Origin of the sequence: Hydrogenobacter sp. T-8 (genome assembly GCF_011006175.1) — a bacterium.
Classification (GTDB): domain Bacteria; phylum Aquificota; class Aquificia; order Aquificales; family Aquificaceae; genus Pampinifervens; species Pampinifervens florentissimum.
Window position 1 is genome coordinate 1,622,911 of record NZ_CP048795.1, and the last position, 25,958, is coordinate 1,648,868.

28 protein-coding genes and 1 tRNA gene are annotated in these 25,958 nt (G+C 43.8%); 10 read left to right on the top strand and 19 right to left on the bottom strand.

The features are described 5' to 3' along the window. Positions 1 to 73: 73 nt before the first annotated feature. Both G3M65_RS09390 and thiO read right to left on the bottom strand, forming a co-directional pair. Positions 74 to 2,029, bottom strand: coding sequence for a PhoX family protein (locus tag G3M65_RS09390; protein WP_173834313.1), 1,956 nt, complete (start codon positions 2,027 to 2,029; stop codon positions 74 to 76). Positions 2,030 to 2,110: 81 nt separating this feature from the next. Continuing rightward, the gene (gene thiO / locus G3M65_RS09395) at positions 2,111 to 3,145 is read right to left on the bottom strand and encodes a glycine oxidase ThiO (RefSeq protein ID WP_173834314.1); all 1,035 of its coding nucleotides are present in this window, start codon (positions 3,143 to 3,145) and stop codon (positions 2,111 to 2,113) included. Between the two features lie 19 nt (positions 3,146 to 3,164). Here thiO and G3M65_RS09400 point away from each other — a divergent pair, with 19 nt between their 5' ends. Then, positions 3,165 to 3,599, top strand: a complete 435-nt coding sequence (locus G3M65_RS09400; protein WP_173834315.1) for a hypothetical protein — start codon at positions 3,165 to 3,167, stop codon at positions 3,597 to 3,599. After that, entirely contained in the window at positions 3,599 to 4,690 is a 1,092-nt protein-coding gene (gene pheA / locus G3M65_RS09405) for a prephenate dehydratase (protein WP_173834316.1), read from the top strand. Before G3M65_RS09400 ends, pheA begins: the two co-directional genes overlap by 1 nt. Here pheA and G3M65_RS09410 read toward each other — a convergent pair. The 11 genes from G3M65_RS09410 to G3M65_RS09460 are packed head-to-tail and all read right to left on the bottom strand — an operon-like array spanning position 4,676 to position 14,564. After that, on the bottom strand, positions 4,676 to 5,545 hold the full coding sequence (locus tag G3M65_RS09410) for a DUF58 domain-containing protein (RefSeq protein ID WP_173834317.1): 870 nt from the start codon (positions 5,543 to 5,545) through the stop codon (positions 4,676 to 4,678). The two genes, pheA and G3M65_RS09410, sit on opposite strands and share 15 nt — an antisense overlap. Further along, positions 5,517 to 6,383: a slipin family protein gene (locus G3M65_RS09415; RefSeq protein WP_173834318.1), complete on the bottom strand. Its 867-nt coding sequence runs from the start codon at positions 6,381 to 6,383 to the stop codon at positions 5,517 to 5,519. The genes G3M65_RS09410 and G3M65_RS09415 overlap by 29 nt, the downstream gene beginning before the upstream one ends. Positions 6,384 to 6,396: 13 nt before the next feature. Next, on the bottom strand, positions 6,397 to 8,064 hold the full coding sequence (gene ilvD / locus G3M65_RS09420; protein WP_173834319.1) for a dihydroxy-acid dehydratase: 1,668 nt from the start codon (positions 8,062 to 8,064) through the stop codon (positions 6,397 to 6,399). Further along, entirely contained in the window at positions 8,057 to 8,680 is a 624-nt protein-coding gene (locus tag G3M65_RS09425; RefSeq protein ID WP_173834320.1) for a hypothetical protein, read from the bottom strand. Before G3M65_RS09425 ends, ilvD begins: the two co-directional genes overlap by 8 nt. A gap of 2 nt (positions 8,681 to 8,682) precedes the next feature. Next, entirely contained in the window at positions 8,683 to 9,690 is a 1,008-nt protein-coding gene (nuoH, locus tag G3M65_RS09430) for an NADH-quinone oxidoreductase subunit NuoH (RefSeq protein WP_173834321.1), read from the bottom strand. Next, positions 9,690 to 10,226, bottom strand: coding sequence for a Uma2 family endonuclease (locus G3M65_RS09435; RefSeq protein WP_173834322.1), 537 nt, complete (start codon positions 10,224 to 10,226; stop codon positions 9,690 to 9,692). Before G3M65_RS09435 ends, nuoH begins: the two co-directional genes overlap by 1 nt. Beyond that, positions 10,223 to 11,980 carry an NADH dehydrogenase (quinone) subunit D gene (gene nuoD, locus G3M65_RS09440; RefSeq protein ID WP_173834323.1) on the bottom strand — a complete coding sequence of 586 codons (1,758 nt, stop codon included), beginning with the start codon at positions 11,978 to 11,980 and terminating at the stop codon, positions 10,223 to 10,225. Before nuoD ends, G3M65_RS09435 begins: the two co-directional genes overlap by 4 nt. 9 nt (positions 11,981 to 11,989) lie before the next feature. Further along, the gene (locus G3M65_RS09445; RefSeq protein ID WP_173834324.1) at positions 11,990 to 12,526 is read right to left on the bottom strand and encodes a NuoB/complex I 20 kDa subunit family protein; all 537 of its coding nucleotides are present in this window, start codon (positions 12,524 to 12,526) and stop codon (positions 11,990 to 11,992) included. A gap of 11 nt (positions 12,527 to 12,537) precedes the next feature. Next, a complete protein-coding gene (locus G3M65_RS09450) occupies positions 12,538 to 12,927 on the bottom strand; it encodes a hypothetical protein (RefSeq protein WP_173834325.1) in 390 nt (129 codons plus the stop codon). A gap of 26 nt (positions 12,928 to 12,953) precedes the next feature. After that, entirely contained in the window at positions 12,954 to 13,310 is a 357-nt protein-coding gene (locus tag G3M65_RS09455; RefSeq protein WP_071212165.1) for an NADH-quinone oxidoreductase subunit A, read from the bottom strand. A 51-nt stretch (positions 13,311 to 13,361) separates the two neighbouring features. Next, entirely contained in the window at positions 13,362 to 14,564 is a 1,203-nt protein-coding gene (locus G3M65_RS09460; RefSeq protein ID WP_173834326.1) for a methionine adenosyltransferase, read from the bottom strand. Positions 14,565 to 14,695: 131 nt separating this feature from the next. Here G3M65_RS09460 and G3M65_RS09465 point away from each other — a divergent pair, with 131 nt between their 5' ends. From G3M65_RS09465 to G3M65_RS10595, 8 genes are all read left to right on the top strand, one after another. Further along, positions 14,696 to 15,175, top strand: a complete 480-nt coding sequence (locus tag G3M65_RS09465; protein WP_217422971.1) for a rhodanese-like domain-containing protein — start codon at positions 14,696 to 14,698, stop codon at positions 15,173 to 15,175. A 51-nt stretch (positions 15,176 to 15,226) separates the two neighbouring features. Next, positions 15,227 to 16,597: an oxygen-independent coproporphyrinogen III oxidase gene (gene hemN, locus G3M65_RS09470; RefSeq protein WP_173834327.1), complete on the top strand. Its 1,371-nt coding sequence runs from the start codon at positions 15,227 to 15,229 to the stop codon at positions 16,595 to 16,597. Then, positions 16,594 to 17,505, top strand: coding sequence for an oligopeptide/dipeptide ABC transporter ATP-binding protein (locus G3M65_RS09475; RefSeq protein WP_173834328.1), 912 nt, complete (start codon positions 16,594 to 16,596; stop codon positions 17,503 to 17,505). Before hemN ends, G3M65_RS09475 begins: the two co-directional genes overlap by 4 nt. Before the next feature lie 28 nt (positions 17,506 to 17,533). Further along, entirely contained in the window at positions 17,534 to 18,727 is a 1,194-nt protein-coding gene (locus G3M65_RS09480; RefSeq protein ID WP_254426268.1) for a hemolysin family protein, read from the top strand. After that, positions 18,717 to 19,826, top strand: coding sequence for an RNA polymerase factor sigma-54 (locus G3M65_RS09485; RefSeq protein ID WP_173834330.1), 1,110 nt, complete (start codon positions 18,717 to 18,719; stop codon positions 19,824 to 19,826). Before G3M65_RS09480 ends, G3M65_RS09485 begins: the two co-directional genes overlap by 11 nt. Next, on the top strand, positions 19,823 to 20,887 hold the full coding sequence (locus G3M65_RS09490; RefSeq protein ID WP_173834331.1) for a M24 family metallopeptidase: 1,065 nt from the start codon (positions 19,823 to 19,825) through the stop codon (positions 20,885 to 20,887). Before G3M65_RS09485 ends, G3M65_RS09490 begins: the two co-directional genes overlap by 4 nt. Positions 20,888 to 20,908: 21 nt before the next feature. Next, positions 20,909 to 20,982: transfer RNA gene (locus G3M65_RS09495), tRNA-Met, on the top strand. Between the two features lie 25 nt (positions 20,983 to 21,007). Beyond that, positions 21,008 to 21,130, top strand: coding sequence for a hypothetical protein (locus tag G3M65_RS10595; RefSeq protein WP_256370813.1), 123 nt, complete (start codon positions 21,008 to 21,010; stop codon positions 21,128 to 21,130). 131 nt (positions 21,131 to 21,261) lie between these two features. On the opposite strand, the gene G3M65_RS09500 is transcribed toward G3M65_RS10595, so the two are convergent. The 6 genes from G3M65_RS09500 to G3M65_RS09525 all read right to left on the bottom strand — a co-directional run bounded on the left by G3M65_RS09500 (position 21,262) and on the right by G3M65_RS09525 (position 25,935). Continuing rightward, a complete protein-coding gene (locus G3M65_RS09500; RefSeq protein WP_173834332.1) occupies positions 21,262 to 21,849 on the bottom strand; it encodes a hypothetical protein in 588 nt (195 codons plus the stop codon). Positions 21,850 to 21,853: 4 nt separating this feature from the next. Further along, positions 21,854 to 22,267, bottom strand: coding sequence for a phBC6A51 family helix-turn-helix protein (locus G3M65_RS09505; protein WP_173834333.1), 414 nt, complete (start codon positions 22,265 to 22,267; stop codon positions 21,854 to 21,856). 183 nt (positions 22,268 to 22,450) lie between these two features. Then, complete coding sequence (locus tag G3M65_RS09510; RefSeq protein WP_173834334.1) at positions 22,451 to 22,780, bottom strand: hypothetical protein; 330 nt, start codon at positions 22,778 to 22,780, stop codon at positions 22,451 to 22,453. Beyond that, entirely contained in the window at positions 22,764 to 23,561 is a 798-nt protein-coding gene (locus G3M65_RS09515) for a hypothetical protein (RefSeq protein WP_173834335.1), read from the bottom strand. The genes G3M65_RS09510 and G3M65_RS09515 overlap by 17 nt, the downstream gene beginning before the upstream one ends. A 195-nt stretch (positions 23,562 to 23,756) precedes the next feature. Further along, positions 23,757 to 25,712, bottom strand: coding sequence for an AAA family ATPase (locus G3M65_RS09520; protein WP_173834336.1), 1,956 nt, complete (start codon positions 25,710 to 25,712; stop codon positions 23,757 to 23,759). Beyond that, positions 25,705 to 25,935, bottom strand: a complete 231-nt coding sequence (locus G3M65_RS09525) for a helix-turn-helix domain-containing protein (RefSeq protein ID WP_173834337.1) — start codon at positions 25,933 to 25,935, stop codon at positions 25,705 to 25,707. Before G3M65_RS09525 ends, G3M65_RS09520 begins: the two co-directional genes overlap by 8 nt. Positions 25,936 to 25,958 lie beyond the last annotated feature (23 nt).

A 25,958-nucleotide genomic window follows, 5' to 3' on the forward strand; every position in this document is an offset into this window, starting at 1 on the left:
CTTTTATCAATGAATGAATGCGTGTAAAGATAAAGCGTAGGAAAAGGTCCCCGTGGGGGGACCCTATTAGACTTTATGCAAATATATCTCTACCGTCCGTTCTCCAGACCGCTATTACAGAGGGTCTTGGCACCTGCACGTTATCTCCATAAGGCCATCTACTATTTGGTTCATTCGTATCTGTCTCTCCCGGGTGCTGTATAGCACAGAAAAAGGTCTTCCAATCATCCGAAAACTCAGGTCCGCATATTTCACAGCCAGGCACTCCAGAGAGGAACATTTTAAATTCCTTAGTAAAGGGATTGAGCACGTAGACTCCATCATTCTTCCTGAGCCTTGAGGAGCTTGGATTGCCATCCGTGGCTATCCATACGTTTCCGAGCCTATCTATCACAAAGTTGTCTGGTGCAGAAATAGCAGGCGTTGAGGAGCTTGCGAGTTGACCGTAAATTATCAATTTATTGTTCTGGTCAGAAGCGTTAGGATCACCACACAATATTGGTATTTGCCATGTGAAGGTGGTTGACGCGGGATTACCATTTGCCTCTTTTATCTCTACTATATGACCCATTACGTTGTTCGGTCTGGGGTTAGCTCTGTCAGTTCCTGGTTGTCCACTTGCTCCCCTTCTTTCATTGTAAGTTAGGGCTACCCACGCGCTTTTTGTCAACGGATTCCATTCTATATCTTCGGGTCTGTCCATTTTTGTAACTCCCAGAGCATCTGCTGCACCTCTGGTATTTATGAAACAAAGGACTGGGTCGCTCTTAAAAGGTTCAGGAAGGTTTGGATTGGGTGTTATAGCATAAGTGCCATCTGGCTTTTTTTCGCATTTGGCTATGAGTATCCACTCTCCAGTAAGGTCGTCCTTAAACTTTGCTACATACAGCTCTCCCTCGTCAAGAAGGTCCATGTTTGCCTGCCTGTTGTTAGGGTTGTATTTGCCCTTTGTAATAAATTTGTATACATACTCAAACCTTTCATCGTCGCCCATATAGACCACTACCCTACCGTCTGGTGCTATGGCATATGTAGCTGCTTCATGCTTGAGCCTTCCGAGAGCTGTCCTCTTCTTGGGTGTGCTATTGGGGTCCATGGGGTCTACTTCCACCACCCAGCCAAACCTGAAGGCTTCGTTAGGCTCGTCGTTTATATTAAACTTACTTTTACCTGACTCACCTTTTAGGTTCATGAAGCCGTAGTAGGGTGCGAAGCTACCCGGCACACCATATCTTTGATGTATAGACCTCACTAAGTCATCAGGTATGTTATTCCTATTACCTCCAAAATAACTATGGAAGTTCTCTTCACAGGTTAGCACAGTGCCCCAAGGAGTTTTGCCCGCAGCACAGTTGTTAAGCGTGCCATACACAAAAGTTCCCTCTGAATCGTAGTAAGTTCTCATAAGCCTATGACCTCTTGCAGGCCCTGTTATTTCGCATTTAGTAGAGCCTGTTATTCTTCTGTTGTAAAGAGAATTCTTTACATACTCCCAGCTTCCATCTTGTCTTTTTCTTATTTCCACCACAGAAAGACCATGGGCTTCAAGCATAAACCGAGATTCCTCTTCGGTAGGTCTTCCTTGACTTGGTGCATTTCTAGACAGGAATGGAACAGGAAACATAAGTTCTGGATTGCAGTATTCGTGGTTTACTACAAGTAGGCTTTTGCCATCTTGAGTTCTCAAAAAACCCACAAAGTCGCAGTTATATCCAAAGCACTTCTTCTGACGCTCCACATCGTTTGAGTCTACTCCTTGGCTTCTTATCTTGTTCCAGTCAAGGTTTGAACCAATATCCAGTGCATCTCCCCACCTTATTACCACATTGTGGTTAAAGCCCTCTGGGATAGTTATTTTATCTTCGGTGTTGGGATAGATGGTTCTGAAGGTAAGGGGTTGAGGGCTTGCACTGACGCCACCGCCACCACAGGCAAGCAGGGTAAGCCCAGCACCACCAAAGATAGCAGACTTCAAGACACTTCTTCTACTCATAGCTCTTGATAGCACATCACCAAAATACTCAGCCATGTTGAAACCTCCTACGGTGGTTTTGGTTAATATCTTAGGTGGGGGTTGTTAAGAAACCGTTAAGGAGCTGTTAAGATTTGGTTAAGAAAACCTCTTGTGTGAGAAAAGGTCAACGAAGGGAGACCTCTGTCCCTCTACGTATTCTTTTACAATCCTTGCGGTAATAGGTGCGTGGAGTATGCCGTTTCTATAGTGTCCTGTGGCTACAAAGTAGTTTTCTCCAAATTGAAAGATAGGCTTTTCATCAGGTGTTGCAGGTCTGTAGCCGTAAAGGGTATTCATTAATGTAGCCTTAGATAAGGTAGGAACAATGCGTATAGCACCTTCTGAAAGTTGCTTTAAGCCCTCAAGGGTGTTTCCGCTCATAAAACCCACATCTTCAGAAGTGGCACCTACATAGAGGTATCTTTCTCTCGGTATAAGGTAAGAAATGGAAGAGTAGTGAACCCTTGGGAGGTTTGCCCCCTTGAGTTTAAGCCCCTGCCCCTTTATTGGATAAACAGGAAGGTCAAAGAGCTCCCTCGTCCAAGAACCTAAGGCAAAGATGTAGAAATCACCCCTGTATTCAGACTTGAGACCTTTTATGCCTTCTATCTCATCTCCCTTTTTTGTCACCTTAGTAATCTCGTCCACCACATAGTCCACACCAAGCCTATTCATAGCAAAAAGCAAAGCATCCATTAGCATCTCTGCGTCCACCCACGCCTCTTCTGTATAGTGTATGAGGGATATAACATCCTTTGACAACTCCTCCCCCTTCTGTAAAAGTTCAACACCATAGCCTGCCCTTTTGTATCTTTCTGCCACTTTGAGAAGTTCCTCCTCTCCTTCTAATACCACCCTGTATATACCCTCTTGCCAAAAGCCAACCCTCTGCTTGGATACATCACTCAAAAACCTTATAAAATCTGGATATACCTTAAGGCTCTGGTAAGAGAAGTCAAAAAGCTCACCCTCTAAGCCTTCGGAGAAAGGTGCTAACATCCCTCCAGCGGTCCAAGAGGTAGCTTCTTCTGGGTTTCTGGTTATGACCTGAACTCTGTAGCCCTCAGATGCAAAAAGCAAGGCACAGCTCAAACCTATTACTCCACTTCCCACTACAATGATTTTCCTCATGATATATAATTTACCCATTATGGGTGAACTTAGAAGGAAACTTGACACAGATTATGTTTACTTTGCGGAGGTTGAACTGCTCTTTAACTACGGTGTGGGATACCCAGACCTAATAATCAAGCTGAGGGAGAAGGTCTACCAAGAGGGGCTTGAAGAAAGCGTCTATGTGAAAAAAGCAGACAGAAAGCTCTTCCAGAATGTGCATCGGTTCCTTGAGGTTCTTGATGGGTCTGATGAACCCATGCAAGATGACGACAGCCAACCCATAGAAAAATGGTGGTGGCATCTTCATAAGATAGCAAAGGGCAAGTATCCAAGCCTCATGTTAAAGGAGTACCTCAGGGAAGTTTACAGAAAGCGTAGAAAGTATTGGAAAGTAAAAGAGAAAGGCTTATATTCTCTAAGGCATTCCACCAATCAGGAATTTAAGCCTTTGCACTTGACAGGTAAGTAATGGATGACCTTAGGGAGCTAAGAAAAGAGATAGATACCATTGACGAGGAAATTTTACGGCTTCTTAATCAGAGGGCAAAGCTCGCCAAAAGGGCGGGCGAGATAAAAAAGGATATGGGGCTTGAGGTTCACGCACCAGAAAGAGAAAGAGAAATAATAAACCGTATCATAAGGCTAAATAGGGAACTTTACGGAGAGGAGTTTCCTACTGAAGCGGTAGTCCATATATATAGAGAGATAATCTCAGCCTGCCTATCGCTTGAAAAGGAGCTTAAGATAGCCTATCTGGGACCGAAAGCCACCTTTACACACCAAGCTGCACTTGAATACTTTGGCTTTTCCGCTCATTATGTGCCAGTAAGCACAATAGGTGATGTCTTTAAAGAGGTTGAAACAGGTAGGGTTGACTACGGTGTGGTTCCAGTGGAGAACACCACTGAAGGTGTTGTCAATTATACTCTTGACATGTTTTTGGAATCTGACCTTAAGATAGTAGGTGAGGTAGTAATACCTATCAAGCTCAACTTACTCTCCACTGCGAGCAGTTTGGAGGATATAAGGACCATTTATTCCCACAGACATGCCCTTGCACAGTGTAAAGAGTGGCTTAAGAAAAATCTTCCAACCGCAAGCCTTGTAGAAACTGAAAGCACCGCCAAAGCCTGTGAGCTTGTTATGGAGCTTGAGGATGCGGGGGCTATAGCCAGCGAGGTTGCTGCATACACCTACCACCTTAACATACTTGCGGAAAATATACAAGACAACCCTAACAATTACACAAGGTTTTTGGTTATAGGTAAGAGGTGGATGAAACCAACTGGAAAAGACAAAACGAGCCTGATATTTGCCATAAGGGATGAGGCTGGGGCTCTCTATAAGGCTTTGGAGAGTTTTTACCGGCATAGTGTCAACCTTACAAAGATAGTCTCAAGACCATCAAGAAAAAAGGTTTGGGATTATGTGTTTTTTGTGGACTTGGAGGGACATGCGGAAGAGGAAAATGTAAAAAAGGCTCTGGAACTTTTGCAAGAGAGGTCTCAGATGGTCAAAGTCCTCGGCTCATACCCAAAGGCACTTCTACAGGAGGGCTAACTCAGTCAGCAATCTTCTTTTGTGGGAGACACCTGTTGAGGGTTCAATAGTCCTGTCTGTTAGCTTTAGTCCTACTGGTCTTCCTTCTGAAGTAAACCTTATCACCAAGTATGCAAGTTTTGATATCCGCTCTTCTAAGGTTCCTTCCACCATATCCAGGCTGAGGATCACAGGTGGTGCGGACTCTTCCACCATTTCCTTTACGTATAAACTGCCTGTTTTGGCTGATAGCTTCCAATGGATAAGTTTTAGAGGTTCGTTGGAATATTCTCTAACTCCGTATAGTTCTTCATAACCACGCTTTCTGCTCAAAATGTTTGCTTGTCCCCTTTGTCTTGGGAAAATATTCAGAGACCTTTCCACAACTTCCATAGGATGTGGAAACACCACAAGATTTATGGGAATATCTACATTATAAAACCTCTCAAAAAGCCCCACAGGGAAAGAGGAGCTTATCTCAAGGCTTATAGTTGAGTAATGCCCTCTCTTTTCAAAGGTTGTAGAGACCCTACCCTCTACCTCTTTACCTCCAAGTATAAGAGGAAACACATGACTATCTTCTCTTATCCTTATATATATAAGAAAGGCAGGAAATCTTTTTGTGTTTTTAATTAAAGTCCTAAGCCCGGTTTTTGAACCTACATAAACCTCTTCTGGAGGTATCAAAACTACTTCAAGCCCTCTTAGGTTGTAAAGAGACAAAACACCAGAAAGTAGCATAAAGGAAAGCATGTAAGATACTACCAGATATAGTAGATTGTTGGCGGTATTTACAGCTGCCACGCCCAAAAATATGGTTATACCTATAAATATAACTCCAGCCCTGTTAACCCTGACCTTGTATCTTGTTTTCACCGAAGAAAACTCTAAAAAGCTCTGTAGGTATTGGCACAAGAACTGTATTGCCTGGCTTTGTGGCTACATTTTGTATGGTCTCAAGGTATCTAAGCTGGATAGCTATAGGCTGGGTTGCAAGTATTTGTGCCGCCTCTGCCAGCTTTTGTGCTGCTTGATATTCTGCCTCTGCTGCGATTATCTTTGCCCTTCTTTCCCTTTCCGCCTCTGCCTGTCTTGCCATGGCTCTGCGAAGCTCTTCTGGTAGGTCTATTTTCTTTAGTTCAACTGCTACCACCTTTACACCCCAGGGGTCTGTTTGTCTGTCAATAATTTCCTGAAGTTGAAGGTTTAGCTTTTCTCTTTCAGAAAGTAGTTCGTCAAGCTCTGCAGCACCACACACGCTTCTTAAAGTAGTTTGTGCTATCTGAGAGGTAGCGTATAGGTAGTTTTCAACTTGGACTATAGCCTTTACAGGGTCAACCACTCTAAAATAGACCACTGCATCCACGCTAACAGACACATTATCTCTGGTAATTATGTCCTGAGTAGGCACATCCATGGTGACGGTTCTGAGGTCTACCTTTACCATTTTGTCAATTATGGGTATAAGTATAAAAAGACCAGGTCCCTTTGCTCCTATCACCCTTCCAAGCCTAAAGATGACCGCCCTTTGATACTCTGGAACTATCTTTACCGCCACAGCAATGAAAACTACCAATGCTATTACTATCACAATAAGGGGTGAAAAACCCATGGCTAAACCTCCTATGAACTTAAATATGTCCCCACCCACTATGCTGGCAAAAACCACTACCAGAAAAAGCAAAAAGGGCAGTAGATCAAGAATAGGCTTCATGCCCTAAATTATATCATGCCTCAAGGATAGCACCCTTTGAAGCGGAGGAGACAACCTTCACATACCTTCTGAGCCATGAACTCCTTATCTCCTTTTGTTTAGGCACGAAGTTTTCAAGCCTTCTTCTGAGTTCCTCCTCTGTAATAAGAAGTTCAAGTCTTCTGTTAGGAATGTCTATAAGTATTTCATCACCCTCTCGTACTACACCGATGGGTCCACCAGAGGCTGCCTCGGGTGCAATGTGTCCTACACATGCTCCCCTTGTGCCACCGGAGAACCTGCCGTCAGTAATTAGGGCTACCTTGTCTCCCAAACCCATACCCATTATGGCAGAGGTGGGTGAAAGCATCTCTCTCATACCAGGTCCGCCCTTTGGTCCTTCGTAGCGTATGACCACCACATGACCGGGTTTTACCTTACCTCCAAGTATACCTTCTATGGCTTCCTCTTCTGAATCAAAGCATATGGCTTTGCCTCTAAAGACCAACATGTTAGGGTCAACTCCTGCGGTCTTTACCACAGCACCTTCTGGTGCAAGGTTTCCAAAGAGTATGGCTATACCACCTTCTTTGGAGTATGGCTCTTCTACTCTCCTTATGACTTCACCGTCCGCATCGGGTGCTTCTTGGGCTATTTCTCTAAGGGTTTTGAGGCTCACCGTTGGTCTATCTGGATAGGGTAGATGCCCACCTCTTATAAGCTCCTTGAGTATGGCGGGCATTCCACCCACATTGTCAAGGTCTTGTATGTGGTAATGAGACGCAGGTGATATTTTGCATATATTGGGTGTTCTTCTTGATATTTCGTTTATCCGTGCGAGGTCGTATTCAACACCTGCCTCACGGGCTATAGCCAAAAGGTGCAGTATGGTATTGGAAGAACCACCCATGGCTATGTCCACTGCAAAGGCATTGTCAAAGGTCTCTTGTGTTAGCAGGTCTCTTGGTCTTATATCTCTCTTGAGTAGCTCCATTATCTGTCTTGCGGCATTGCGAGCAAGAACCTCTCTCCTTGGGTCTACCGCAGGAATGGTGCCATTGCCGGGCAGAGCCAAACCTAAGACTTCCGTAATACAGTTCATAGAGTTTGCGGTAAACATACCAGAACAACTTCCACAGGTGGGACAGGCATGTTCCTCTATAACCCTTAGTTCTCTCTCCGTAATCTTACCCGCCTGAAGCTGTCCTATGCCTTCAAAGACGCTTATGAGGTCTACTTTCTTCCCGTTTACCTCCCCTGCCAGCATGGGACCACCGCTTATGAAAATGGCAGGAATGTTTAGCCTTGCAACCGCCATGAGCATACCGGGGACTATCTTGTCACAGTTGGGGATGCATATGAGAGCATCAAGCTGATGAGCTTCAACTACCGTTTCAATGGAGTCCGCAATGAGCTCCCTTGAGGGTAAAGAATAATGCATACCGTAATGTCCCATAGCTATACCATCGTCCACACCTATCACATTGAACTCTATAGGAACACCACCTGCTTTGCGAACCTCATCCTTTATGGGCTGAACGAACTCCCTCAAATGCACATGTCCCGGTATGATATCTATGTATGAATTGGCTATGCCAATAAGAGGCTTGTCAAAATCCTCATCAGATAACCCACAGGCTCTGAGAAGTGCCCTATGAGGCGACCTCTCTATCCCCTTCTTAACCTTATCGCTCCTAAGCATCTTTCACCTCCTCAAAGTTAAGAATATCCATATACTCCCATTCTCTGTAAGCCATAGCATATATGTTAGCCTTAGACAATTGCTTGATAAAGTCCTCATTAAAGCTAAGGCTTGCCATTATAAGGATTAGTCTCTTACCCGCAAACTCAGGAAAGTATTGCAAAAACCTATTGGCTTTCTCCTTAAACTCCTCTATATGCTTTTCCCTTGGAGTGGACTTTACCTCAAGTAAAAACACCTTGTCCTCACACACTGCCACCGCATCAAACTCTTCGTATATGCCCTTTTGACGATTTGTGTATTCAAGCCTCATAAAGGTTTTCTCTAGCTCACAGCCAAAATATTTCCTTATCACAGGTCTAAAGGCTGGATATATGATGTCTTCCACGATTGTTCCCAACTTGTTGACAAGCTCGCCCCAGCGTTTGTTGTTTTCTTTGCGATATTCCTCTATTTTTTTATTTGTGTCCTCCTTATATTCCCTTATTTGCCTATCCACCTCCCTCTTGTATTCAGACAGAAACCTCACCACCCATTTTTTGAAGTCAGCCATCTCCTCTATAAAGTATTCAGCGAGCCTCTCAAGTCTTTCAACTCTTTCTTCAAGTTTTTCCATAACTATAGAATATAAGCTAACACTGCAGTCAAAACCACGTTCACTATGGATATGGGTAGCATTATCTTCCAGCCTATCTCAGTTATGTCCTTTGCTTGAAACCTTGGCAGTGTCCAGTGTAGCCACAGCACAAAAAAGACAAGGGCAAACATCTTTATGAGAAACCAAAGGTAAGGAGACAAGGGTCCAAAGATATACGGTCCTGACCATCCACCAAAGAAGAGCACCACCGCTATAGCAGACAGTGCCATAACGTTTAGATACCACTCCGCCAATGGAAACACTCCAAACCTCATACCGCCATACTCCACGTTATAGCCTGTAACGAGCTCCGCCTCTGCCTCTTGGATGTCAAATGGAACTCTTCCAGACTCCGCAAGCATACAGAAAAGGTATAGAATAAAGGCAACTGGTTGGTAGACTATAAACCATACGCCCCTTTCTATCTGAGCCTGCACTATGCCTGTGGTGCTCATAGTGCCAGCGAGGAGAATAACACCAAGCACAGAAAAACCAAGCACCACTTCGTAGCTTATTATCACCGAAGCCTTCCTAAGAGAGCCAAGAAAGGCATACTTGGAGTTAGAAGCCCATCCAGAGAATATGGTTCCGTATACCGCCAGAGAACCAAAAGCAAAAACCAGAAGTAAAGCTATGTTTACATCCGCTATTATAGGTTTTATCTGATAACCAAAAAGGGTAAACTCAGGACCAAAGGGTATAACAGAGAAAAGAAGTATGGCAGGAGCTACCGCCATAACTACCGCTAAGTAATACACTGGCTTGTCCGCATTTTGAGGAATAACGGACTCCTTTGTTAAAAGTTTTATGCCGTCCGCCAAGGGTTGCAAAAGCCCAAAAGGACCTACTAATTTTGGACCCATGCGAGCTTGAATATGTCCTGCCAACTTTCTCTCAAACCACGTAAGATATGCACCTACTCCAAGGAAAACACCAAGAACCACAAGGATTTTAATGAGAGTTATCAAAAGAGAAAGCCACAACTCCATCACACTACCTCCAAAATTTCTGAAAATTTCCACTTAACTCCCTTGTAAACTTCCACCTCTTCCTCAAAGGAGTGGACGCTAATCCTTCTTTCTTCGTCCACCACCAAGACAAGCCTTTTAATGAGGTCTACAAAAACCATCCTGCCTACTCCAAAGTTTATGTAGTCTCTCAACTTTTCCTCAAAGTATTCCATTGAGGTCTCTTCTGCTATCACCTCTACCACAAGGTCTGGCGGCTCGTGTAAAAAGCCCTTTGGAATGTGGCTTAACTTTTCCTTTGAATAGAAGGCTATATCGGAAGCTCTCAAGGTCAACGGCTCTTTCTTTATGAGAAGTCCAAGCTCTCCTGCAAGCACATAGCCCTTCTTAGTGTCTTCAAGAGACCTTATTAACCTTTCTGTTATCTTTGCTACTGCCCTTGAGTGCCAACCTCCTGCTGGAGACATTTCTATTAGCCTCCCTTCTACCACTTCGTATCTGCCTTCCTTTGGCAAATCCTTTAGGTCTTTGTAGGTAAGTAGGTCTTTGGTAGTCATCTATCTGTTTCTCCCACCACTGGGTCAAGGCTTCCCAATAGGGCTATGGCATCTGCAATTGTCCCATCCTGTATGAGCTTTGGGAATATGGAGAGGTTATAGAGAGCTCCCGACCTAATCCTTAGTCTGTAGGGTTTTGAGCCTCCCGTGGAGTATATGTAAAAGCCAAGTTCTCCCCTTGGGTTTTCTCCACTGGAGTATACCTCTCCCGGTGGTGCGGACTCTCCATGCACTACTATACGGAAGTTCTTTACCATGTCCTCAAGGTCCATAAAGACATACTCCTTAGGTGCCATTACCGCTGGATGCTCCTTGTTTACATAAGGTGCGGACTTGGGAAGTTTTTCCAGCTTTGCCACGCACTGCTCTATTATTCTTAGGCTTTGCACCATCTCCTCCATACGCACCAAATACCTGTCGTAGACATCCCCCACCTCACCTACAGGAATATCAAACTCCACCTCATCATAAGCAGCATAGGGTTCAAGTTTCCTTATATCGTAAGGCACCCCAGAACCTCTGGCTACAGGACCAGTAAGACCGTAATTAAATACATCTTCCCTACTTATAACACCAATGTCCTTTGTCCTTCTTAGCCATATGCGATTTCTTGTAAGCAGGTTGTGATACTCCTTAAGCCTGTTGGGAAAGTCTTTTATAAAGGCTTTTACCACCTCCAAAGTGCCTTCCGCAAGGTCGTAGTGAACCCCTCCTATCCTCAAAAAGGCAGAGGTTAGCCTAAAGCCAGCGTTTCCCTCTATAATATCCATTATCTTTTCCCTTTCTCTGAAAGCGTATAGGAAAACAGTCAACGCTCCAAGGTCAAGGGCACCAGTGCCAAGCCACAGCAGATGAGAGTTTATCCTCTGAAGCTCTGCAAACATAGTCCTTATGTAGCGAGCCTTTTCTGGCACTTCCACACCCAGCAATTTTTCCACTGCGGTCACGTAAGAAAGCTCGTTGCAAATGGCGGAAATGTAATCCATACGGTCTGTGTAAGGCAAGAATTGGAAGTAATATACGTTCTCTGCTATCTTTTCCATTCCTCTGTGGAGCTGTCCAAGAATGACGTCTGACTGGACTACTTTTTCGCCATCTAAGTCAAATAAAAACCATATGGTGCCGTGGGTCCCAGGGTGCAGTGGTCCCCAGTTTAGCACAAGCTGTGCCTTCTTTTGAAGCCTTGACTTTTCTGTTCTTTCAAGGTCTTCAAGGGTTGCCACCCTTGTGTGCATAAGCTCATAGTCATGGCTTGGTGGCTCTGTCCTCCCTGCGTATAGCTCAGTTAAAGAGGGAAGCTCCACCTCTGGAATACCCTGTAGAGGAAAATCTTTTCTAAGAGGGAAGTATGGGTAGCCCTCCCACATAAACATCCTTCTGAGGTTTTCATGCCCCTCGTAGGCCACACCGAACATGTCATAAGATTCTCTCTCTGCCCATTTGGCACACTGCCATAGCCCACTAAGAGATGGAAGTTTTCCATCCCTTGCCCAGGTTTTGACTATGACCCTTTCATTAGTATCTGGGTTGTAGAGTATATATATACCTTGAAACCTCTCCTTCTTATCAGGAAAGTCTATACATGTATGGTCTATAAACAGCTTGTAGCCTTCTTTCTCTTTCAGGTGCCTTAGCAGGTCTATGAGCCTTTCTTGCTTGACATGCAGGTTGGTTGTGTGTTTTGTAAACTCTATCTCCACATCCTTAAACTCAAACTTTACTCTGTCCGCTACCGCTTTGTTCATCCAAGGCATTTTTCACCCTCATACAGTTATTTCTCTTGGAACAAGTCCTTGACGCTCTATGTCCTTTTTAAACTCTTCAAAGGCTTTGTCATATTTCTTGACGCCCTTTTCCTTTATCTTTTTCTGAAGTTGTAGGATGCCATAGAGAAGCCCTTGAGGATGCGGAGGACAACCGGGTATATAAACATCCACAGGTATTATTCTATCCATGCCCTGCAGTGTTGAGTAGGTAGGAAAAGGACCACCTGCAGAAGCACAGCCTCCCATGGTTATACACCACTTAGGGTCTGGCATCTGTTCCCAAAGGAGCTTTAGCATGGGTGCTACCTTGTTAACCACAGTGCCAGCCACTATAAGAAGGTCTGCCTGCCTTGGAGAGGCCCTGAATATGACACCAAGCCTATCAAGGTCAAATCTTGAGGCCGCAGCGTGCATCATCTCTATAGCACAACAGGCAAGTCCTATGGTAAGCGGCCACAAGGCATTGCGTCTGCCCCAACTTAGTAGCTCATCCACCGTTGTCAAAACAAAGCCGTTAGAATTAAGCATAGCCATCTCAAACCTCCTTACTTTAAAAGTCTTATTATCTCTAAAATTAAGCCCAAAGCGTCTCTATTAAAGACCGCTACAAGCACTGTGAGAATAATAAGCCATAACTTGATAAGCCTTAGCTCCGCAGTAAACTTTACCTCAAGCACTTTTACTTCAGCTCTAACTTTTTCTACCTCTGCCCTGACTTTTTCTATCTCCGCCTTAGTCTCCGCAATATCTGCCTTTGTTGCAAGCTCTTTAGTTAGTTCCTCCTTTATCTCAGCTTTTAAGATAGGTTTTTGTTCCAATGCCCTTTTTTCTATAGCGTTTAAGGCTTCCTCAATGGCTTTGCCAATTCTCTCTGCTTTTTCCTTTCCAACCTCTTCCTCTATAACCTTGTAAACCTCATAAGGCAAAATAGCCATAGCCTCTTAAAAATTATCCTTTTTGTCTAAAACTGCCACTTGAGAGCCCCCTTCTTCCACTCGTAAGCAAGACCAAGGGTAAGAATAAAGATAAACAGCAATGCCCCCACAAGTCCATAAAGACCTACCTCTTCAAAGACAACTACCCATGGAAAGAGAAAGGCTACCTCAATGTCAAAAAGAATAAGAGAAATACCTAACAGATAATAACCTTGCTTAAAAACTCCTCTTGCCTCTGGGTCATACAGAGGAACACCACACTCGTAGGGATAGCCTTCCATCTTTTCCTTTGTCTTTGGACCAAGTAGGTCATTGAGAAAGCTAAAGGCAAGCCCTATAAACAAGGCGATAAAGAAAAACAGCAAAATGCCTACGTATTCCATGTTTTTATTCTACCATCTTTGCCTTTTTATTTCAAAAGTTTATGATATTAATCAGGCTACTGGATATAGACCCTCCACAAAGCCTTTCCAAACTTCAGGCATCTTATCAAGCTCTTCTTGTGCTATTTTCCTCACAAGCTCTTCAAGGCTTTTGAGGTCTTTCTTGGTTCTTACGCTCACGTCCAAGACCTGAGGTTCGTTTATAGGTTTTCCTATTTGTGAGACTATATAGCAGTAGGCTTCTTCTACTTCTTCCACTTCCTTTACAACTCTTTGGGCTATGAGGTTTGCAACTCTGTTGTATATCTTGCCTATGTGAGAGATTGGGTTTTTACCTGCTGCTGCCTCAAGGCTCATGGGTCTGTAAGGAGTTATCAGACCATTTACCCTATTGCCACGACCCACCTGACCATCGTCTCCTTGCTCTGCGGATGTGCCAGTGACCGTAATGTAAACGGAGTTGTTTTCCTTGCTGTCTGCAGTGTTTATAAAGATGTCCACCTCTTTGGATATGACCGCTTCTACCCTTTCTTTGACCTTTTTGCGTATTTCTTCCTTCTTTTGGAAATAGTCTTGGATGTCCTTTATATACTTACCCACAAAGGCGAGGGCTATAGTAAGCCTAAACTTGTCCCTTATACGCACACCCATAACCTTTATGTCTTCTCCTATCTCTGGATGTTCTTTTTTTATCTCCTCTGAGTTTAAAAACCTTTCCGCTTCAAAGACCGCTCTTTCTAAGCTATCAAGGGGTGCATAACCTACGCCAAAAGAAGTATCGTTTGCCAGTGGCACTTCACCTTTTTTCTGAAATCTTTCAAAAAGCTCCACTAAATCTCTACTTCCAGGCTTTATTTTTGTATGTATAACCACATGCCTTTCCACATCCAAGTTCTTTATGTTTTCCCTTAACCATCTTTTTGCACTTTCTACCGCAAGGTCATGAACGTCAAGCCTTTTGCCATCTTTTTCTAATATTGCTCTACCCACAAGGTATATCTCTATGGGTTCTATAACCTCACCACCGCCAAACTCCGCCCTTGCAACACCACCCACAAGAAGTGCCTTATCCACATTATGATGCATAACCGCACCGTATTCTCTCAAATACCACAAGCACAGTTCTCTTGAAAGGTTTTCCGCAAGGTAGTCGCATATGGTATCTGGATGACCTGTTCCCTTACGCTCTACTATCTCCGCGTCAAGCTCATAGGTAGGTCTAAAGGTCATGGGAGTTATTACTATGTTTGCCACTTGACTACCTCCTTTGAGAATTGCCAACAGAAAAGTATAACATAGTTGGAGTTTAATAGCCCTTTATGATAAGCATTGACAGAGTATTAGAACATGCTTATAATTGAATAAATGACTAAAATCACAAAAGGATGCGAACCATGAAAAGAGCAGTGCTTGCCTTAACCTTTGGAGCCTTGAGCCTTGTGGGGGCAGTCTTTTCTTATGACAAGGAGCTTGCAAAACGTTTCAACGCTATGTTTTCCCAGATGACGCCGGAGGTTCTCAAACAAAGACCCTGCCAAATAACCACTCAACAGCTTCTCCAGATGATACAAAGGGGCGAAGACTTTGTGATACTTGACGTAAGAACTCCTGCAGAGATGGCGGTGGTAGGACCCACTTGGAAAAATACACTTCGTATACCCATGCATGAACTATTCAAAGAAGAAAACCTAAACAAACTTCCAAAGGACAAGAAAATAGTGGTGGTGTGCCACACAGGAGACAGAGCGGCAGCGGTAGTCACTGCACTTAGAGCCTTAGGTTTTGATAAGGCTTTCCAATTCAGGGGTGGTGTGGCAGAGCTTGCAAAGGAGGTGGGAAGAGCTGCAACAGACTACGTAAAGTAAATTCTCTTGGGGGCTATGCCCCCTCTTGAAAAGAGACTATATTTATATCCTATGAAAACCATTTTTAACGAAAATCTCATAAAAAAGTATGACCGTCCTGGTCCAAGATACACAAGCTATCCACCTGCTACAGAGTTTCACGAAGGAGTAAGAGAAGAAGACTACAAAAGAATGCTTCTTCAGAGCAATCTCTCTAAAAGACCCCTTTCTCTGTATTTTCATATACCCTTTTGTGAAAGTGCCTGCTGGTTTTGTGGTTGTAATGTGATAATCTCCCACAGGAAGGATGTTACCAAAAGATACTTGGACTATGTCTACAGAGAAATGGAAATGCTAAAGGACTACCTTGATACTTCAAGACCAGTAGTTCAACTCCATTGGGGTGGTGGCACTCCAAACTTTTTAAGCAACGAGGAGATAAGAGAGTTTTTTGGAAAAATAAGAGAGATCTTTAATATTTCACCGGATGCGGAGATAAGTGTAGAAATAGACCCCAGATATCTCTCGGAAGGTCAATTGGAAACCCTCAGAGAGGTAGGCTTTAATCGTGTAAGTATGGGACTTCAGGACCTTGACCCAGAGGTTCAAAGAGCTATAAACCGCATACAACCCTACGAACTTATGCAGAGGGTTATGAAAGACCTAAGAAGTTTGGGCTTTAAGAGCATAAACATAGACCTCATATATGGACTGCCTTACCAAACACCAGAAAAGTTTAGAAAGACCCTGCTTCAAACCATAGAGCTTGACCCAGACAGGACAGCGGTCTTCAACTTCGCCTACGTGCCTTGGCTTAAGCCTTTGCAAAGAAAAATAGACCCCTCCACACTGCCACCACCAGAGGACAAGCTCACCATATTGGAGATGACCATAGACCTTTTCCAAAAGGCAGGTTATGTCTTTATAGGTATGGACCACTTTGCTAAACCCGAAGACGAGCTGGCTCAAGCCCAAAGAGATGGGACTCTTTGGAGGAACTTTCAAGGCTACACTACCAAGAAAGGTGTAGACCTAATAGGCATAGGTGCAACCTCTATAGGCATGCTCCATGAGGGATATTTCCAGAACTACAAGACCATAAGAGATTACTACCTTGCCCTTGACTCAGGAAAACTACCCATAATGAGAGGCTACATCCTTACAGAAGAGGACTTCATAAGGCGTGAGGTTATAATGGAGCTTATGTGCAATTTCCGTTGTGACTTTGAGAAAATAGACCAGTCTTTTGGTATAAGGTTTGAGGAACACTTTTCTTCAGAGTTAGAGGAGCTCATGGATATGGAAAGGGATGGTCTTTTAAAGATAGAGGACAGAAGTATAAAGGTCTTGCCAGAAGGTAGGCTTTTGATAAGAAACATCGCTATGGTCTTTGACCAGTATATAAAGACAAAAAAGGAGCAGAGGTTTTCCAGGACTATATGAAAGAGGAGCTACTTCGTATAGAAAAACTTTCCAAGGTCTTCACCGTTGGTCTATTCTCCAAGAGGTTTATCTGGGCGGTAAAGGAGGTAAGCTTTGAGATAGGATATGGAGAGATATTCTCTCTTGTGGGAGAGTCTGGGTCTGGAAAAAGCACTATTGGTAAAGTTATTCTTAGACTTGAAAAACCAACCTCGGGAAGAGTTCTTTTTGAAGGTAAAGACCCCTTCCAAATGGGAAAAGAATACACAAGGCTTGTCTCAGTGGTTTTCCAAGATCCAAGGAGCTCTCTAAACCCGCGCATGAAAGTGGGAGAAATAGTGCAAGAGCCACTGCTCGTTCACGGAGAAAAAGACAGAAAAGAGAAGGTGCTTCAGGCTTTGCTTATGGCAGGGCTTGAGGAGAGTTTTCTGGAAAGAAGACCAGAAGAGCTCTCTGGAGGTCAAAGACAAAGGGTAGCCATAGCACGAGCTATAGTCCTAAAACCCAAGCTCATAGTGGCAGATGAGCCTACCTCAGCCCTTGATATGAGCTATAGGGCAGGCATATTAGAGCTTTTTCTCAAGCTAAAGGAAGAAGGTATAAGCACTCTGCTTATAACCCACGATATAAGGGCGGTTGAAAAGGTTTCTGATAGAGTGGGCGTTCTATACAGAGGAAAACTCGTAGAGCTTGGTCTATCAAAGGATGTGCTCAAGAATCCTCTGCATCCCTACACTCAGTATCTTTTAGGCACAGTTCCTGCAAGGCATCCTTCTCAGAGAAAGGAGTTCATTGAAGATTTTGTAGAAGAAAGCCTGCCAAGCCCTTGCCCCTTCTTCTCCCAGTGCAAGTATAGAATAAAAGAATGTAAGCAGGAAGTTAGGGAGGTAAACCAGAATGGACGGCTCGTCTCATGCAATCTATACTGAGGTGCTCATCTTTTTCTTCCTACTATTTATGTCTGGTTTTTTTAGCTCCTCAGAGGTGGTCTTTTTTGGTGCAAACAGGTATCTTCTCAAACTCAAGGAAAGGAAAAGGATATACAGGGCTCTTTTAAAGCTCCTTTCAAAACCCAGAGAGGTGCTCCTTACTATCCTGCTTGGAAACGAGCTGGTAAACATACTCATATCCTCATATGGGACAAAGCTATTTGTGGACCTTATGGGTCCAAAGGGTGCAGGCTTTGCGGTTATTTTCTCAAGCGTGCTGATATTTATCTTTGGAGAAGTGATTCCAAAAAACACAGTTTTACCCTTTACCACAAGGCTTGCACCCATATACTATGTGCCTTTTATCCTCGTTCATGGACTCATAAAGCCTATTCGCACAGTGCTTATGGGACCAGTTAGCAAACTTATAGGTCTTGTGGAGGTGGAAGAAAAGGACAAAGACTCCAAGGATACATTTATGGAGTTGCTTGAAAGGGGTATATCCCTTGGATATTTTGATAAGAAGGATTTGGAAGTTGTGGAAAGGGCTATAAACCTAAAGGATACCACGGTAAAGGAGATTATGACCCCAAGACCAGACATATTTATGTTGCCAGAAGATAGCCTCTTGGAAGAGGTTATTGAGGAGATAATCCAGAGAAAGCACAGTAAAATACCGCTTTTTTCAAAAAACCCCGACAACGTGGTAGGCATGCTATACGTAAAGGACCTTGTTCCCATCTCAAAGAACCTAAAGAGACCTCTAAAGGACTTCAAAAGAGAGGCACTATTTGTGCCAGAGATACTTAGCATAACAGAACTTATAAAGGAGATGAGGTCTCATGGAACTCAAACTGCCCTTGTGGTGGGTGAGCATGGAGAAATATCTGGTCTTGTAAGCGTATATGACATAATGAAATATCTCTTTGGAGATGTGCCAGAAAGCTGGGAAGAGGATATAGTGAAGGTTTCCAAAGATACATACATGGTAAGCGGGTGGGTAGATGTGGAAACGGTGGCAAAAAGAATAGGATTTAGATTGCCAGAAGACTATGAATACGATACAATAGGTGGCTTTGTAATGGCAAAACTTTCAAAGGTTCCAGAAGAAGGAGATGAGTTTTTCTACGATGGGTTCAAGTTTGTGGTGGATAAAATGGAAGGCAACAGAATTGTGAGCGTTTTTATAACCGCAAAGCAGGAGGAAAAAGTTGAAAGATAAGCCCATAAGGGTTTTGCCACAGGTAAGGACAAGCCTGCTATTGAAAATAGAAAACAGCCTTGAACTGCTTTTGAAGACCTCAGAAGAGCTTCTGCAAGAGCTTGAACTAAAACAAGAAGAAAACCCTCAAATAAAGCTAACACTAAAGACAAGACCAAGATGGTTTTATCAGGAATACGCAGAGCATCAGCCTATCTTTTCACAAAGTGAAATAAGTAAGGTTGAAGAGCAGGTAAGATATGAGTTTGATGGTCTTGACCTTGACATAGCCCTTGAGATAATATCTGGACTTAACCACAAGGGATTTTTCCTCGGAGACATAGGAGAAATAGCTAAACATTACGGAGTTAGCCCTGAGTATGTGGAGGAGATAAGAGAGTTTATAATGAAAGAGATTGAACCTTTGGGTGTTGCCAGTAAAAACCTTGAGGAGTTTATACTTGTCCAACTTGAAGAGCTATACCCCAAGGAGGAAGAGCTTCATAGAGAAGTCCTAAGGGTGCTAAAGGGCAAAAGTAGAGACCTAAGGGCAAGAGAAGTCTTGTCAAAGCTAAAACTTAGTCCTTTTGAGGGCACTCAAGTGGCGTATAAAGGCGGTAGCGTGGATGTGGTCTTTGAATACGATGGAAGTCAGTGGTATGTTTTTCTTATGGAAGACTTCTGGGATGTGGAGGCGGTAGGGAGTCTAAAGCCTATAACTTTTATATTGGAAATGAGAAGGAGGGTTATGCGTGTGGTTGGAGACCTAATTTTGGAAAGACAGGCAGGCTTTATGCTTGGGAAAGAGCCTCTAAAGAGCTTAACTCTTAGTGAAGTAGCCCAAAGGGCAGAGGTTAGCCTCTCAACGGTAAGCAGGATAGTTAGCAGAAAGTATGCAAAAACCCCCATAGGAGTGTTCCCTCTTAGGTCCTTTTTCCTAAGGGAGACAAAGGAAGGCTATAGCAAAGAAGAGATAATGAAAGCCATAAAGGAGATACTTCAATCTGAAAAGGGCAGGCTTTCTGACCAAGAGATTTCAAAGCTACTAAAAGATAAAGGCATACACATAGCAAGAAGGACTGTAAACAAATACAGAAGAATGCTTGAGGGCAGGTCATGAAAAGAATAGAAAAAGTCCAGGAGCTTTTGAAAAAGCATAAACTTGACGCTTTTGTATTTAGTTCACAGGCTAACGTTTTCTATCTCTCTGGCTTTAGGTCAAGCCATGCCTATGTGGTCATTACAAGGGACTCTTATCATCTTTTGACCGATGGCAGGTATTACGAGAAAGCCAGGTCTACTCTAAAAGACTGGGATGTGGTGCTCATTAAAGAAAATGCCATAAGGGTTATAAAAAACTTCCTAAAAAGACTAAAAGTTTCCAAGGTGGGCTATGAAGAGGATAGGGTGAGTTGTGAGTTTAGGAAGGCTCTAAAGGGTAGCTTTATATGGAAGGGCGTTTCGGGCATTCTAAAGGAAATGAGGGCTATAAAGGATGAGGAAGAGCTAAGGGTAATGAAGGAAGGGGTGAAAATTAGCGACAAGATATACGAAAGGCTTTTGCATGAGCTAAGAGAAGGAATGACTGAGCTTGAGGTAAGGTCTTGGCTTGTGGGGGAGTTTTTCAAAGCGGGGGCAAGTGGTGAGAGCTTTCCTGCCATAGTGGCAAGTGGTAGGGGTTCTGCTATACCCCACTACGAGACCTCTCAGAAGACTATAAAACACGGTGAGCCAATTCTCATAGACATGGGGCTTTTGTGGAAAGGCTATTGCACGGACTTCACAAGAACAATCTTTTTGGGAAAGGCGGATAGCGAGTTTAAGAAGGTTTACACTGTGGTAAGAGATGCTCATCTCCTTGCACTTGAGAAGATAAAAGTAGGAAGGACACTGGGAGAGATTGACAAGACCGCAAGGGAACACATAAGAAAGAAGGGCTTTGGCAAGTTCTTCAACCATTCTCTTGGACACGGTGTGGGCGTTGAAATACATGAATATCCAAGGGTTTATTACAAGGGCAAAGACAAGGATGTGAAGATAGAAGAGGGGATGGTTTTTACTGTAGAGCCGGGCATATACCTTCCTGGAAAGTTTGGCGTAAGGCTTGAGAATATAGTGGTTGTAAAGGGCGGATATGCAGAGCCCTTATCGGAAATCCCTCTTGACTTGGTGGAGCTGTGATGTTATAATAATATATCCCTACGCGGGGTGGAGCAGCCTGGTAGCTCGTCGGGCTCATAACCCGAAGGTCGGAGGTTCAAATCCTCCCCCCGCAACTTAAAAACCTTATAAATCAAAGCCTTGAGAAAAGCCATTCTTAAAAGCCTTGTCTTTCAATGGGATAGTTTTCAAAGCCTTGTATGTCAAAGGTCTGACATTACAGAAAATTACAGGAAAACACAGGAAATTACGCCCAAAAGTTAACCTGTAGTTAACACTTCCAAGCCTTGTCTGTCAAGGGTTTTAGATGGTCTGGGTTAACTGGTTTGTAGTGTGTTAACTGGCATGTTAACTGAGAATATGGCTAAGGCTTAGCAGTCAAGGATTTTGTGGAGTTAACGAAATAGCCCGTAATCTGGCAGACTAAACTTCACCTCTGGGAGGTTTATAGGCTTAGGGTTTAGCCAGTTATTCAACTTGCTACTTACAAAGCCTTCTATTGGTTTTGCTATGCCCTGCATTAGCCCACTACCCACACCCATGCCTATTGCTCCCAGTATCGGAGAAAGTAGCCCAGGGCTACCGCCTTTTGTAACAACTACAGGCTCTCTTCCTTGTTGTTTATAGCCCAATGTAGATTGTAGAGGTATGTCAAGCATATACTTTTTCATGACAGAAAGGGCTAAAAGGTCACCCACTCCTACACCACTGCCACCAGAACCCGCTTGCCTATCCCACGGCACTATAGGGGAGTTGAGGTCTCTAAACACCGCAGACAATAACCTGCTGTAGTTGTCCCAAAATTCTCTACCTCTCTCTGGATTTAGAAAGGTAGGGGCTACAAACCTACCATAATAGCTATCCAAAGCAGGGTCAGAAATGTAATTAGCCAGTGGGCTGATGCTTTGCTTTGCTGGGCTTCCGAATAAAGCTTTGCCTACTCCACTTACAACTTTGCCTATTGCCTTACCGATACTGCCCATGACATTACCTCCTTAGGTTTTCAAGTCTTTGCTTGGCTTCTTGAAGTGCTTGGATAAGCTCCTTGTTTGTTGAAACCTGCATTTTCATCGTTCCATCTACTTCCCACTTACTTCTTAAATCTCCTGTCGCCCTCAGGAATAGCTCTATTGCTTTTAAGTTTCCTCGCTGTGCTTTCTCTATTAGCTTTTGATAGATGAGAGGAGTTGCTTCGTTAAATAGCCTTTCTTTGGCTTCCTCTGTTATTAGCTTGTAAAAGTTTATGCCTTTGACCCTTAATGCGTGGATTTCAGATTTAGCTGTGTTGTAATTGACCCCCGCAATCTCACAGGCTTGTTTCAGTGATAGAGTAAAGGCATGTTCTACCATTGCCCTATAAACCCTTTGCAAAACTGGTGGCAGGTCTTCCACTATAACCATCTCAATGTTTAAGATGTGCCTGTGTCAAGGGCTAAAATGAACCTACGCCACTCAATCTATGACCTTAGGGCTGTCAAAGTCCATAACCTTAAACTTGGCTGGCTATGGCTAAGGGTTAACGGTCAAATGGTGCTTGCCCTCTGTCCTTGTGGTTAACTAACCATAGCCCTTTGTCTGTCATGGTTAGTTAACTCCCTTACCAGTTTTAAGAGCATTCTCACCCGTATTGAATACCCTCACCCTTTGCCTCCACACAGGATAAGGGTAGCCATCATCCACAGGCTTTAGTTCTCCGCTTATGGCTTTTTTGCACATACCTATGACAAGCCCGTAGCTTATGTCTGGGATGTGGAAGTCAAGCCTGTAGATGACCCTACAGTCTTTGATGAGATAGACATATAGCACTATGCCCGCCTGTGTGTTGTAGTCTACGCTAATGCCTTCCTTTAGCATGAGCTTTTTTAGAACACCCATGAGCTGGTTTACATCCCGCAGGTCAGAAGAGGAGTTCATCTTCATCCCTCCCACCCTCATAAGGTTTCTGTGAAAAGCTCTTTTGGTAGTTAACTAACCTTGCCCCTTGCCTGCTGTGGTTAGTTAACTCCCTCTTCCTCTTTTCTTGCCAGATAGCTTCCACCAGTTGTTCTGGGATTGTGTAGCATACATACACCGCTTCCAATTCCCGCAAAATCTCTTCTTTTGTTTCCAATTTCAGTAAAATGTCAAGCTTGTCTTGTATGTCTTCCCATGTGAGAGTTAAACACTCCTGCGTAGTATCCTCTTTCCTTTTATGCCCTTCTCCCTTTTCATAGACCTTTATAAGCTGACGGTCTCTGTAAACCTCAAGTCTGTTATCTCTATCCACAAAGCTGACCCTTCCTTGTGTGTCCCTTGCTTGCAGAAGTAGGCTAAGCACTAAGTCCTCACTGTAGCCCTCTGCTATTAGCCTGTCTGCCCTCATGACTAAGCCAAGCATGTGTCTTAGCTCAAGCTCTATCATGGCAAGGTCTTTTTGCTTATACTGGACTTCATAAACCTTTATGCTTTCTTGACCTCTTTCCCAGTAAACCGCCAGCCTATCCTTGTAGTGGACTTCGTAAACCGCTACGCCATAGTTTCTAACTCTCTCACACAAGCCAGCCATAAGCTCTCTGGCTTTGTCTCTCTGTGGGTCAAAGGGTAGGTCTACTCCTTGAATTGGCTCTAACTTAGGCTTAGGCTCTGGCTGGGTTTGGCTTGTGGCTTCAAAGTCAAAGTTAAGGTTATATCTTTTCAAGAACTCTCCTAACTTCATGGCTTACCTCCCGTGGTTGGTTTTTGAGACCCGATCCATTTTTCTATTTTTCTGGCTATATATATATAGGTCGGAAAAATAGAAAAATAAGCAAGTCCTTGATACACAAGGCTTTGAAGGGCATGAAAGCCCATTGAGAATAATTTGCAATTCGGAAAAATAAGGAAGTCCTTGTCCCTCAAGGCTTTGGTTAACTCACAAGCTAATGCCATCATCCTCCTCCTGTGTCTGTGCGTCCGCTTTCACATAGACATATCCCTTACCCGTTGACTTGTTGGACTTTTGCACTCTTATAAGTCCCTTGTCTTGAAGTAGTCTCAAGAGTTTTAACACCTTGTCCTTGCCGTAGCCAAGTCTTATTTTGCCCTCTTCCACAATTTCCTTTTGTGTATATTCCCGACCAGCTTCTATTAAGTCCAGTAGTTTTTTGGCTTCTGTTTCCTCTTTGCTTTCTGGTGTCTGGGTTTCTACTTTAGCCCCGCCTTCCAGTAGAGTTATCTTGATAACCGGAGAGCCCATAAATCTCAGCTTACCTGCCTGCAGTAGGTAAACATTACCTTCCCTTTGCACATAGAAAAGCCCATCCGCATCCGCCTTAACAACACCAGAGCCTCTGTATTTCAGTTCGGCTGGTAGCTTGTCATCTACAGAAGCATACTTCTGGGTATGGTGTAGCACCAGCACTGCATGCCCCATGTCTCTTATTTCCTTTAGCTCGCTCATGACCTCTCTCATGTCTTTATCAGAGTTAGGGTCATAGCCTCGTGTAAAAGCTCCCAGCGTGTCTACTACGACTAAACACCGCCCTACATTCTTGAGAAGCCTTTTGACCGCCTTCCAGTGTGGGTTATCCTTACTTATGCTTAAGTCCGCTCGTTGCCTTGAGAGAATGAAAAGCCTTTCTCTGAGTTCCTGCGTTAAGCCAAAGTCCTCAAGGTTTTGCTTTATGTAGGGTAAGGAGTTGTCCGCATCAAGATAAACCACTTTAATGCCTCTTTTAATAGCAGTTTTAACAAGCCCGTAGGCTAAGAAGGTTTTTCCTGCCCCCGCCTCACCGGTCAAGACTGTTAAATATCCGAAAGGTAAAAAGCCTTCAAACAGGAACTCAAGGCTCTGGTCTTGCAGGTCTTCCATACTTAAAAATAAGTCAAAGCCCTTCAGCTCCTCTATCTCATGTTGTGCTTTTATATTTTCAAGGTCAAAAGGTTTAAGTTCCAGCTCTGCCAAGACTTGTAGGCACTTTTGCTCGTCCACTGGGTAGCACCCCAGAGCTTCAAGGAAATCTGTGATATCCGCTCCCTTTTTCAGTTCTAAGCCAAGTTTCTTAGCCTCTTCAGAAAGGTCTATCCACTTTACCGTTCTGGCAAAGTTCAAAAGGTCAGAGCCTACTTTTATAAGCCAGCTTTTACCAGCTTGGTCGTTGTCTGGAATTAAAATCACCTCCAGCCCAGCAAACTCCCCTGCCAGCTCCGTAGACCAATCGTTAGCCCCTCCTGAGGTTGTAGCAAGAAATCCAAGAGCCTTTAAAGTTTCTACATCTTTTTCACCTTCTACAAAGAAAACTGGCAAGTTTTCCTTTCTTGCTTTGATGATAGCATCATGGTAGTTATAGAGCAAAGGTGGACAATCTTTTGGCTTTCCTGCTACCCATACCTCTTTGTCATAGTCATAATGCTCGTAAACAAAGCTCTTACTGCCATCTGCATGCCTGAGCTTCTTTTTCCTGTAGGCTAACTCCGCATTCTCCGTGTGGTGATAGTAGTAATAAACAGCCTCCTGTTGTGGCTTGGCTTGTTTTAAAACTCCAAGCCTCTTGAGTATGTTTACCGCTTCCGCTCGCTCTATTCCATGAATACCTTCTACAAGCTTTATTACCGTGCCAGTTTCTCCACAGGCTTTGCAGTGAAACCTACCGTTCTCAAGGTTAACAGCAAGGCTTGGATGGTTGTCATCATGGAAAGGACACCGCATTATAGCCCAGCCCTTTTCATGGTAGACTTTACCGCCTCTTTCTTCTACGAGGTTCTCAATAAAAGTCAGCAGGGCATCCTTGTTGACTATTAGCTTACTTGCTGGGTCTGGTAGGTTGGGGTGCTTGCCATTGACATTAGCATTGACAGGTTGTTCGTTTGGAGCTATAATTTCACTCATGGCTTGCCTCCTTTTTCTCTTGCGTGGCTAAACCTCCTTCTTCCCTTCTTTCTTTTCCTCCTACGGGCTTGAGGGCTTTTTCAAGGTCTTCTCTGGAAACATAAAGCGTCCTGCCTAACCTACGAGCAGGAAGATGCCCTCTGTAAATTAACTGACGCACTGCTCCTGGGCTTTTCCCCAGAAGGCTCGCAAGTTCTTGGACTGAATAAAATTCTTTCGTCATTTTCTCCCTCCTTGATTTTTTTT